Genomic DNA, 10891 nt, shown 5'->3' with positions numbered 1-10891 from the left:
TCACTTGATCGCCTCGGGGTGCTCGACGTCGAGCTTCCCGCCCTTGACGAAGTAGGCGTAGATGGTCGACGACGTGATGTCGCCCTTGTCGTCGAAGGCGATGGGACCGCTGGCCCCGCTGCCGTTGTACTTCCCGATGAAGTCGTTGATGTCCTTCGCCGACGTCTTGCCGTCCTTGAAGGCCGCCAGGAAAATGTTGGCCGCGTCGTAGGCCTGCGTCGAGTAGAGACCCGCGTCGGCGTTGTTGACGGCCTTGTACTTCGCGTTGAAGTCGGCCGGTGCCGGAGCGGCCGGAGCCGAGAGGACGGCGCCGTCGGCGGCCTGAGCACCCGCGGCCTTCACGAAGGCCGGGTCCTCGGAGCCGTCACCCGACATGAACGTGCCCTTGAAGCCGCCCTGACGCAGCTGCTTCACGAGCAGGCCCGCCTCGGCGTAGTAGCCGCCGTAGAAGACCGCGTCGGCGCCGGAGGCCTTGATCGAGGTGACGACCGCGGACATGTCCGTCTGGCCGACCGAGATCTGGTCCTGGCCGGCGAGCTTGTCGCCCACGCCCGACTTCACGAAGCCCGCGAGACCCTTGCTGTAGTCCTGGCCGTCGTCGACGACGAAGACCTTCGTCGCGCCGGCGGTGTTGAGCAGGTAGCCGGCGTCGGCCTTGCCCTGCGCCTCGTCGTTGCCGATGACGCGGTGCCAGGTGATCCACTTCTGCTGGGTGATCGTGACGTTGGTGGCCGACGGGGAGATCGACGGGAGGCCGGCCTCGTAGAACGTCTTGCCGGTCGCCAGCGACTCACCGGAGAAGCCCGGGCCGACCAGGCCCACGATGGTGTCGTCGTTGACGATCTGGGTCGCCAGGTCGGGCGCCTTGTCGGGGTTGCCCTGGGAGTCGAACGGCTTGACGCCGATCGTGCACTTGGGGTTGGCCTTGTTGTACTCGTCGAGCGCGAGCTTGACGCCGCCGAGCATGTTCTGGCCGAGCGCGCCCGCGTCGCCGGTGAGGGCCCCGAGGAACGCGATGTTCTTGCCACAGACGGATCCGCCCTTGGCGTCGCTGCCGTTGCTGCTCTTGTCAGAGCCACACGCCGTCACGGACAGGCTGAGCGCCAGCACCGCAGCGCCGACACCGAATACCTTGTTTCGCCTCAAGAGACCTCTCCTGCTTCCTAGTCAAGCCGGTGGGCGGCGGCGCCGCCCGGTGACGTGTTCTGCGGCCGGAACCTACACCGGGAGAGGGGCGGTAGGAAGCAACTGGGTGGTCCAGATCACAAATCCTGACGAATCTGTTACCTGAACGCCACGAACGTCGGATGATTTACGTCGACGAGCCCCCGGGGACGCCGTGCGTGACGACGCCCTCGGCGACCTCGCGCATCGACATCCGCAGGTCCATCGCGGTCTTCTGGATCCACCGGAACGCCTCGGACTCGCTGAGCGAGAGCTCCTCCTGCAGGATCCCCTTGGCCCGGTCGACCGCCTTGCGGGTCTCGAGCCGGTCGCGCAGGTCGGTGACCTCGCTCTCGAGCTGGGTGATCTCGGCGAACCGGCTCACCGCCATCTCGATCGCCGGCACCAGGTCGGACTGCGAGAACGGCTTGACCAGGTAGGACATCGCGCCCGCCTCGCGCGCCCGCTCGACCAGCTCGCGCTGCGAGAACGCCGTCAGCATCACGACCGGCGCGATCCGCTTGCCGGCGATCGCCTCCGCCGCCGCGATCCCGTCGAGGACCGGCATCTTCACGTCGAGGATGACCAGGTCGGGTCGCAGCTCCTCGGCCAGCTCGATCGCCTTCTGGCCGTCGCCGGCCTGGCCGACGACGTCGTACCCCTCCTCGACGAGCATCTCGGCGAGGTCCATCCGGATCAGGGTCTCGTCCTCGGCGATGACGACGGTCCGGGGCGTCGGCTGGGCGTTCGGGGCGCTCTCGGTCACGAGGTCAGGCTATCGGGACGGTCGGTGTGAGGGTCGCGGTGTGTCTCGGCTACCGTTGCGCAGTAACGCGCCGGGTTGCTGGAACGGCATACAGGGCGAGCTCAAACCTCGCTGTCCGAAAGGGCATGTGGGTTCGAATCCCACACCCGGCACTCGTGGAACGAGTCGTACCGGACGTTTCGGTCGTCAGAGAGCAGATTCGACGACCCGAACGTCCGGTACGACGGCAGCCTCAGCTGCGCCGGTACGCCGGAGCGACCTCGTTGATCGCGTCGCCCATCCGGTGCACCCGCAGTGCGTTGGTCGACCCGGGGATCCCCGGCGGGCTGCCGGCGATGATGACCACCCGGTCGCCCTCCTTGACCCGGCCGATGTTGAGCAGCTCCTCGTCGACCTGGCGCACCATCTCGTCGGTGTGCTCGACGGGCAGCGTCTTGAACGCCTCGACGCCCCACGACACGGCGAGCTGCGAGCGCACCCGGGCCTCGGGCGTGAAGGCGAGGACCGGGATCGGGCTGCGCAGGCGGGCGATGCGGCGGGCCGAGTCGCCGGACTGGGTGAACGCGACGACGTACTTGGCGCCGACGCGCTGGGCGACCTCCTCAGCGGCCTTGGTGATGACGCCGGAGGTGGTGTGGGGGTCCCACTCGATGCGGCCGAAGCGGCTGAAGGTGTCGTCGACGAGGGCGTGCTCCTCGGTGGCGGCGATGATCCGCGCCATCGTCTCGACCGTGTGGACCGGGTGCTCCCCCACGCTCGTCTCGCCGGAGAGCATGACCGCGTCGGCGCCGTCCAGGACGGCGTTCGCGACGTCGCTGGCCTCCGCGCGCGTGGGCGCGGGGTTGGTGACCATCGACTCGAGCATCTGGGTGGCGACGATGACCGGCTTGGCGTTGCGGCGCGCGGCGACGATGACCTTCTTCTGCAGGAAGGGCACCTCCTCCAGCGGGCACTCCACGCCGAGGTCGCCGCGGGCGACCATGAACGCGTCGAAGGCGGCGACGACCTCGTCGAGGTTCTCGATGGCCTGCGGCTTCTCGATCTTCGCGATGACGGGGAGCATCACCCCCTCCTCGCGCATGATCGCGCGCACGTCCTCCGCGTCGGCGGCGTTGCGCACGAAGCTGAGGGCGATGAAGTCGACGCCCAGGCGCAGCGCGAAGCGCAGGTCGGCGGTGTCCTTGTCGGACAGCGCGGGCACCGAGACCGCGACGCCCGGCAGGTTGATGCCCTTGTGGTTGCTCACCTTGCCGCCGACGAGCACCTCGGTGACCACGTCGGTGTCGGTGACCTCGGTGACCCGCAGGCGCACCTTGCCGTCGTCGATGAGGATCGGGTCGCCCGGGGCGACGTCGCCCGGCAGCCCCTTGTACGTCGTCCCGCAGATCTCGGCGTTGCCCTCGACGTCGCGCACCGTGATCGTCCAGCGCTGGCCGCGGGTCAGCAGGACCGGGCCGTCGGGGAAGGTCTCGAGGCGGATCTTCGGGCCCTGGAGGTCGGCGAGCACGCCGACCCCACGGCCGGCGGCGTCGGACGCCTCGCGGACCAGCCGGTACGCCTCGGCGTGCTGCTCGTGGCTGCCGTGGCTCATGTTGAGCCGTGCGACGTCCATGCCCGCGTAGACGAGCTCACGGATCCGCCGCTCCGAGCTGGTGGCCGGACCCAGGGTGCACACGATCTTTGCTCTTCGCACGATCCAACCCTATCGGTGGCCGTGGAGCCGAAAACGCCGCACCGGCGCAAACTTCGGATGAAGCCTGCGCCGATGCGGCGCTGCGGTGCCGTTGCTGTGGTGCTACGCGGTCACACGACCAGCGGGCGAGCCGTCGGCGGGATCGGCGCGGGCAGCTGGGTGCTGCCGGTGAGGTACTTGTCCACACCCGCGGCGGCCGCGCGGCCCTCGGCGATCGCCCACACGATGAGCGACTGGCCACGACCGGCGTCACCGGCGACGAAGACGCCCTCGACATTGGTCGCGTAGTCGTTGTCGCGCTTGATGTTGCCGCGCTCGTCGAGCTCGACACCGAGCTGCTCGACCACACCGGCCCGCTCGGGGCCGACGAAGCCCATCGCGAAGAGCACGAGCTCGGCCGGGATCTCCCGCTCCGTGCCCTCGTGCTCGACCAGTTGGCCGCCCTCGAAGGAGACCTCGACCAGGCGCAGGGCGCGGACGTTGCCGTCGGCGTCGCCCAGGAACTCCTTGGTCGACACCGCGTAGACCCGCTCGCCACCCTCCTCGTGCGCGGAGGAGACCCGGTAGGTCATCGGGTACGTCGGCCACGGCTGGCCGTCGGGACGGTCCTCGGTCGGCCGCGGCATGATCTCCAGCTGCGTGATCGAGGCCGCGCCCTGACGGATCGAGGTGCCGAGGCAGTCGGCGCCCGTGTCGCCGCCGCCGATGATGACGACGTGCTTGCCGTCGGCGCGGATCTGGCCCTCGACGGTCTCGCCGAGCGCCACCCGGTTGGCCTGGGGCAGGAACTCCATCGCCTGGTGGATGCCGCCGAGCTCGCGCCCGGGGACCGGCAGGTCGCGCGGGACGGTGGAGCCGACGGCCAGGACGACGGCGTCGAACCGGTCGCGCAGCGCGTCACCGGTGAGCTTGCCGGTGCCGACCTCGACGCCGGAGCGGAAGACCGTGCCCTCGCGGCGCATCTGGTCGAGCCGGCGCTCGAGGTGCTTCTTCTCCATCTTGAACTCGGGGATGCCGTAGCGCAGCAGCCCGCCGGGCTGGTCGGCCCGCTCGTAGACCGCGACCGTGTGACCGGCGCGGGTGAGCTGCTGGGCCGCGGCCAGACCGGCCGGACCTGAGCCGATGACGGCGATGGTCTTGCCGGTGAGCCACTCGGGCGGCTGCGGCCGCACGAAGCCCGACTCGTAGGCCCGGTCGATGATCGAGACCTCGATGTTCTTGATCGTCACGGCCGGCTGGTTGATGCCGAGCACGCAGGCGGTCTCGCACGGCGCGGGGCAGAGGCGACCGGTGAACTCCGGGAAGTTGTTGGTCGCGTGCAGGCGCTCGATCGCGCCGTCCCAGTCGTCGCGCCAGACCAGGTCGTTCCACTCCGGGATGATGTTGCCCAGCGGGCAGCCGGAGTGACAGAACGGGATGCCGCAGTCCATGCAGCGGCTGGCCTGGACGTTGATGATCGGCAGCAGCGCGCGGCCGATCCCGCCCGGGTAGACCTCGTCCCAGTCGTTGACCCGCTCGGCCACCGGACGACGCTCGGCCACCTCGCGGCCGTTCTTCAGGAAACCCCTGGGGTCAGCCATTCTGCACCGCCTTCTTCATGGCCTGACGACCGCTGCGGGAATGAACAGGATGGCATCGGACGTCAGCCATGAAGCACCTCCATGATCCGGTTCGCCACGGCGGCCTCGTCGAGCCCCGACGCCTCGGCCTCGGCCTTGACCTCGAGCACCCGGCGGTAGTCGCGCGGCATGACTTCGGTGAAGCGGGGCAGGGCGGCGGCCCAGTCGGCGAGCAGCTCGCCGGCCACCTCCGATCCCGTCTCCTCGTGGTGACGGCGGACGAGCTGCTCCAGCTCCTCGGCGTAGCCCGCCGAGACCGGACCCAGGTCGACCAGCTCGCCGTTGACGCGGGACTCCGCGAGGTCGAGCACCCAGGCGACGCCGCCCGACATGCCCGCCGCGAAGTTGCGCCCGGTCGGGCCGAGGACGACGACCCGGCCGCCCGTCATGTACTCGCAGCCGTGGTCGCCCACGCCCTCGGTGACGATGCTCGCGCCCGAGTTGCGCACGCAGCACCGCTCCCCCACGCCGCCGCGGATGAAGATCTCACCCGAGGTCGCGCCGTAGGCGATGGTGTTGCCGGCGATGACGTGCTCGTCGGCACGGAAGGTCGCCGCCCGGTCGGGGCGGATCGCGATCCGGCCGCCGGAGAGCCCCTTGCCGACGTAGTCGTTGGCGTCGCCCTCGAGCCGCAAGGTGATGCCCCGGGGGACGAAGGCGCCGAACGACTGGCCGGCGGAGCCGACGAAGGTCAGGTCGATCGTGCCGTCGGGCAGGCCCGCGCCGCCGTGCTTCTTGGTGACCTCGTGGCCGAGGATCGTGCCGACCGTGCGGTGGACGTTGCGGATCGCCAGCTGGGCGCGCACCGGCTCGCCGGTCTCGATCGCCGAGGCCGCCAGGGGCAGGATCTCGGTGACGTCGAGCGACTTGTCGAGGGCGTGGTCCTGGGTGCCGGTGTTGCGCAGGTCCTGGTCGGGGAAGTGCGTCGCCGCGACGTCGACCTTGTGCAGGATCGGCCCGAGGTCGAGACCCTGCGCCTTCCAGTGGGTGACGGCGTCGAGCGTGTCGAGGGTCTCGACCTGGCCGACCGCCTCGGCGATGCTGCGGAACCCGAGCTCGGCGAGCAGCTCGCGGACCTCCTCGGCGATGAACTCGAAGAAGTTGACGACGTACTCGGCCTTGCCGCTGAACCGCTCGCGCAGCGCGGGGTTCTGCGTCGCCACGCCCACCGGGCAGGTGTCGAGGTGGCAGACCCGCATCAGGATGCAGCCGGAGACCACCAGCGGCGCGGTCGCGAAGCCGAACTCCTCGGCGCCGAGCAGCGCCGCGATGACGACGTCACGACCGGTCTTGAGCTGACCGTCGGTCTGGACGACGATCCGGTCGCGCAGGCCGTTGAGGAGCAGCGTCTGCTGCGCCTCGGCGAGGCCGAGCTCCCAGGGACCGCCGGCATGCTTGAGCGACGTCAGCGGGGACGCGCCGGTGCCACCGTCGTGACCGGAGATCAGGACGACGTCGGCGTGCGCCTTCGAGACGCCCGCCGCGACCGTGCCCACGCCGACCTCGGAGACCAGCTTCACGTGGACTCGGGCCGACGGGTTGGCGTTCTTGAGGTCGTGGATCAGCTGCGCCAGGTCCTCGATCGAGTAGATGTCGTGGTGCGGCGGCGGGCTGATCAGGCCGACACCCGGCGTGGAGTGCCGGGTCTTGGCCACCCACGGGTAGACCTTGTTGCCGGGCAGCTGGCCGCCCTCACCGGGCTTGGCGCCCTGCGCCATCTTGATCTGGATGTCGTCGGCGTTGGTGAGGTACTCGGAGGTGACACCGAAGCGACCGGACGCGACCTGCTTGATCGCGCTGCGCCGCTCGGGGTCGTAGAGCCGCTCGGAGTCCTCGCCGCCCTCGCCGGTGTTGGACTTCGCGCCCAGCCGGTTCATGGCGATCGCCAGGGTCTCGTGCGCCTCGCGGGAGATCGAGCCGTAGGACATCGCGCCGGTCGAGAACCGCTTGACGATCTCGGACACCGGCTCGACCTCGTCGAGCGGGATCGGCGTGCGGCCGACCTCGTCGGCGTCCTTGAACTTGAACAGCCCGCGCAGCGTCATCAGCTTCTCGGACTGGTCGTCGACGGCCTTCGTGTACTGCTTGAAGATGTCGTAGCGACCGGTGCGCGTGGAGTGCTGCAGCCGGAACACCGTCTCGGGGTTGAACAGGTGCGGCTCGCCCTCGCGACGCCACTGGTACTCGCCGCCGATCTCGAGCTCACGGTGCGCGGGCGCGATGCCGGCCGGCGGGTACGCCTTGGCGTGCCGCGCGGCGACCTCCTGGGCGATGGCGTCGAGCTCGACGCCGCCCAGCTTGGAGGTGGTACCGGTGAAGTAGCGATCGACGACCGTCTGCGAGAGGCCGATGCACTCGAAGATCTGGGCGCCCGTGTAGGACGCCACGGTGCTGACGCCGATCTTGGACATCACCTTCACCACGCCCTTGCCGAGCGCCTTGATCAGGTTCTTGACCGCCTGCTCGGGCTCGGCCTTGACGTAGTAGCCCTCGCGAGCGAGGTCCTCGACCGACTCCATGGCCAGGTAGGGGTTGACCGCCGCCGCGCCGTAGCCGACGAGGAGCGCCACGTGGTGGACCTCGCGGACGTCGCCGGCCTCGACGAGGAGGCCGACCTGGGTGCGGGTCTTCTCGCGCACCAGGTGGTGGTGCACCGCGCCGGTGAGCAGCAGCGACGGGATCGGGGCCAGGTCGGCGGTCGCGTGCCGGTCGGACAGCACGATGATCCGCGCCCCGCCGGCGATCGCGGCCGAGACCTCGGCGCAGATCTCGTCGATCTTGGCCGCCATCGCGGCGCCGCCGCCGTTGACGTCGTAGAGGCCGCGGGCGACGTGGGTCTCGAAGCCCGGGTGGTCGCCGTCGCGGTTGAGCTGCCGGATCTTCACCAGGTCGTCGTTGGAGATGACCGGGAAGGGGACGACGATCTGGCGACAGGACGCCGGACCGGGCTCGAGCAGGTTGGCCTCGGGGCCGATGGTGCCGTTGAGCGAGGTGACGAGCTCCTCGCGGATGGCGTCGAGCGGCGGGTTGGTGACCTGCGCGAACAGCTGGCTGAAGTAGTCGAACAGCAGCCGCGGCTTCTCGCTCAGCGCCGCGATCGGCGAGTCGGTGCCCATCGAGCCGAGCGCCTCGCCGCCGGTGTTGGCCATCGGCGTGAGGATGACGCGCAGCTCCTCCTCGGTGTAGCCGAAGATCTGCTGGCGCCGGGTGACCGAGGCGTGGGTGTGCACGATGTGCTCACGCTCGGGGATGTCGTCGAGGTGGATGATCCCGCCGTGCAGCCACTCCCCGTAGGGGTGCTCGCCGGCGAGCTGGTCCTTGATCTCCTCGTCCTCGATGATCCGGTGCTCCTCGGTGTCGACGAGGAACATCCGGCCCGGCTGGAGGCGGCCCTTGCGGACGACCGTGGCCGGGTCGAGGTCGAGCACGCCGACCTCGGAGGCGAGGACGACGAGGCCCTCGTCGGTGACCCAGAAGCGGGAGGGACGCAGGCCGTTGCGGTCGAGGACCGCGCCGATCTGGGTGCCGTCGGTGAACACGACGCACGCCGGGCCGTCCCACGGCTCCATGGTGGCGGAGTGGAAGCGGTAGAACTCGCGCCGCTTCTCGTCCATCTCGGCGTGGTTCTCCCACGCCTCGGGGATCATCATCAGCACCGCGTGCGGCAGGCTGCGACCACCCATGTGGAGGAGCTCGAGCACCTCGTCGAAGGACGCCGAGTCGGAGGCCCCGGGCGTGCAGATCGGGAAGAGCCGCTCGAGGTCGCCCGGGATGTTGTCGGAGGCCAGCAGCGCCTCGCGCGCCCGCATCCAGTTGCGATTGCCCATGACCGTGTTGATCTCGCCGTTGTGGGCGATGAACCGGAACGGGTGGGACAGCGGCCAGCTCGGGAAGGTGTTGGTCGAGAACCGCGAGTGGACGACGCCGATGGCCGAGGCCATCCGCTCGTCGACCAGGTCGGGGAAGAAGTTGTCGAGCTGGTCGGTCGTCAGCATGCCCTTGTAGGCGAGGGTGCGCGACGACAGCGACGGGAAGTAGGCGTCGGTCTCGTGCTCGGCGCGCTTGCGCAGGCAGAAGGCCAGGCGCTCGAGGTCCATGCCGTTGAGCGGGCCGCCCGCGGCCTGGACGAAGAGCTGGACGAACGTCGGCATGACGGTGCGCGCCATGGTGCCGAGGATGTCCGGGTTGATCGGGACCTCGCGCCAGCCGAGAACCGTGAGGCTCTCCTCGGCCGCGATCTCCTCGATCCGGGCGCGGGTCTTGGCGACCTGGCCCTCGTCGCCGGGCACGAACGCCGTGCCGACGGCGTAGCTGCCGGCTGCCGGCAGGGTCAACCCCTGCTCGGCGGTCACCGCGCGCAGGAAGGCGTCGGGGACCTGCATGAGAATGCCGGCACCGTCGCCGGAGTTGGGCTCCGCACCTGCGGCACCGCGGTGCTCGAGGTTGCGGAGGGCCGTCAGAGCCTTGACCACGATGTCGTGGCTGGCCTCACCGGTCAGCGTCGCGACGAAGGCGACGCCACAGGCGTCCTTCTCGTGACGCGGGTCGTAGAGACCCTCCGGCGGCGGGAACGCGTGCGAATAGGGCACCAGGGTTCTCCCGTCGACTACGTCTGCGGCCGCCGCCGTCACCGGGAAGGCGACAGGGAAGTCCACAGAAGGTGGGGCGCAAGGGACAGCATTGGCCCACGCGGCGGAGTGCACAGGTTAGCACTCTGTGACCTCATATTTCGCTGAGATCACGACGGGATGGACACCCGGTGCCCGCTCAGCCGAACCGCCCGTTCACATAATCCGCCGTGCGGGAGTCCTGCGGGTTGTCGAAGATCACACCCGTCGGCCCCTGCTCGACGATGACGCCCGGCGTGCCGTGGGCCGCCAGGAAGAAGGCGCACCGGTCCGAGACGCGGGCCGCCTGCTGCATGTTGTGGGTGACGATCACGATCGTCACCTCGGATCCGATCTCGCGGATCGTCTCCTCGACGACGCGCGTCGAGGTGGGGTCGAGCGCCGAGCACGGCTCGTCCATGAGCAGCACCCGGGGGCGCACCGCGAGCGAGCGGGCGATGCAGAGCCGCTGCTGCTGGCCGCCGGACAGCGCCGAGCCGGGCTGGCGCAGCCGGTCGCGGACCTCGACCCACAGCCCGGCGCGGGTGAGCGACTCCTCGACCAGGTCGTCGCGCTCGGCCTTCTTGATCCGGGAGCCGACCAGGCTGAGCCCGGCCAGCACGTTGTCGCGGATCGACATGGCGGGGAACGGGTTCGGCTTCTGGAAGACCATGCCGATCGCCCGGCGGGCGTCGGTGATCCGGCGGTCGGGGTCGTAGATGTCCTCGCCGTCGAGGCGCACCTCCCCCGCCAGCGCGGCGCCCGGCACCAGCTCGTGCATCCGGTTGAGGATCCGCAGGAAGGTGGACTTGCCGCAGCCCGACGGCCCGATCAGAGCCGTCACCTGTCCGGCGGGGAGGTCGATCGACACCCGGTCGAGCACCTTGCGCTGGCCGAACCACGCGGAGACGGCGTCCGCCTCCAGCCGGCCGGGTCGGTCGGCCGGCCCCGCGGGCGGCGGTGGGGCTGCCGGTGGCTCGCTGACGGCCGGGATGACGAGGGTGGCGTCGGACATGGTGCTTCTCCTTCGAGGGCGTCGGCG

6 protein-coding genes and 1 tRNA gene are annotated in these 10891 nt (G+C 70.1%); 1 reads left to right on the top strand and 6 read right to left on the bottom strand.

The window, feature by feature from the left end; all coding sequences use genetic code 11:
- Positions 1-1146, bottom strand: coding sequence for a branched-chain amino acid ABC transporter substrate-binding protein (locus tag AB4880_RS03895; protein WP_367917889.1), 1146 nt, complete (start codon positions 1144-1146; stop codon positions 1-3).
- 166 nt (positions 1147-1312) lie between these two features.
- On the bottom strand, positions 1313-1930 hold the full coding sequence (locus tag AB4880_RS03890; RefSeq protein WP_367917888.1) for an ANTAR domain-containing response regulator: 618 nt from the start codon (positions 1928-1930) through the stop codon (positions 1313-1315).
- Between the two features lie 69 nt (positions 1931-1999).
- Here AB4880_RS03890 and AB4880_RS03885 point away from each other — a divergent pair.
- A tRNA-Leu gene (locus tag AB4880_RS03885) sits at positions 2000-2082 on the top strand.
- An 80-nt stretch (positions 2083-2162) separates the two neighbouring features.
- Here AB4880_RS03885 and pyk read toward each other — a convergent pair.
- The 4 genes from pyk to AB4880_RS03865 all read right to left on the bottom strand — a co-directional run bounded on the left by pyk (position 2163) and on the right by AB4880_RS03865 (position 10864).
- Entirely contained in the window at positions 2163-3623 is a 1461-nt protein-coding gene (gene pyk, locus AB4880_RS03880) for a pyruvate kinase (RefSeq protein WP_367917887.1), read from the bottom strand.
- A 110-nt stretch (positions 3624-3733) separates the two neighbouring features.
- A complete protein-coding gene (locus AB4880_RS03875) occupies positions 3734-5203 on the bottom strand; it encodes a glutamate synthase subunit beta (protein ID WP_367917886.1) in 1470 nt (489 codons plus the stop codon).
- 62 nt (positions 5204-5265) lie between these two features.
- Positions 5266-9831 (bottom strand): glutamate synthase large subunit, encoded by a 4566-nt coding sequence (gltB, locus tag AB4880_RS03870; protein ID WP_367917885.1) that lies wholly within the window; start codon positions 9829-9831, stop codon positions 5266-5268.
- Positions 9832-10009: 178 nt separating this feature from the next.
- The gene (locus tag AB4880_RS03865; protein WP_367917884.1) at positions 10010-10864 is read right to left on the bottom strand and encodes a phosphate ABC transporter ATP-binding protein; all 855 of its coding nucleotides are present in this window, start codon (positions 10862-10864) and stop codon (positions 10010-10012) included.
- Positions 10865-10891 lie beyond the last annotated feature (27 nt).

Origin of the sequence: Nocardioides ginsengisoli, from assembly GCF_039537225.1 — a bacterium.
In the GTDB taxonomy this organism is placed as follows: Bacteria; Actinomycetota; Actinomycetes; order Propionibacteriales; family Nocardioidaceae; genus Nocardioides; species Nocardioides ginsengisoli.
This window is presented reverse-complemented; position numbering and strand designations above follow the sequence as displayed.

Coding starts and splice junctions, on each gene's coding strand:
- AB4880_RS03875 (WP_367917886.1), bottom strand. CDS start 5,203: ATGGCTGACCCCAGGGGTTTCCTGAAGAACGGCCGCGAGGTGGCCGAG.
- AB4880_RS03865 (WP_367917884.1), bottom strand. CDS start 10,864: ATGTCCGACGCCACCCTCGTCATCCCGGCCGTCAGCGAGCCACCGGCA.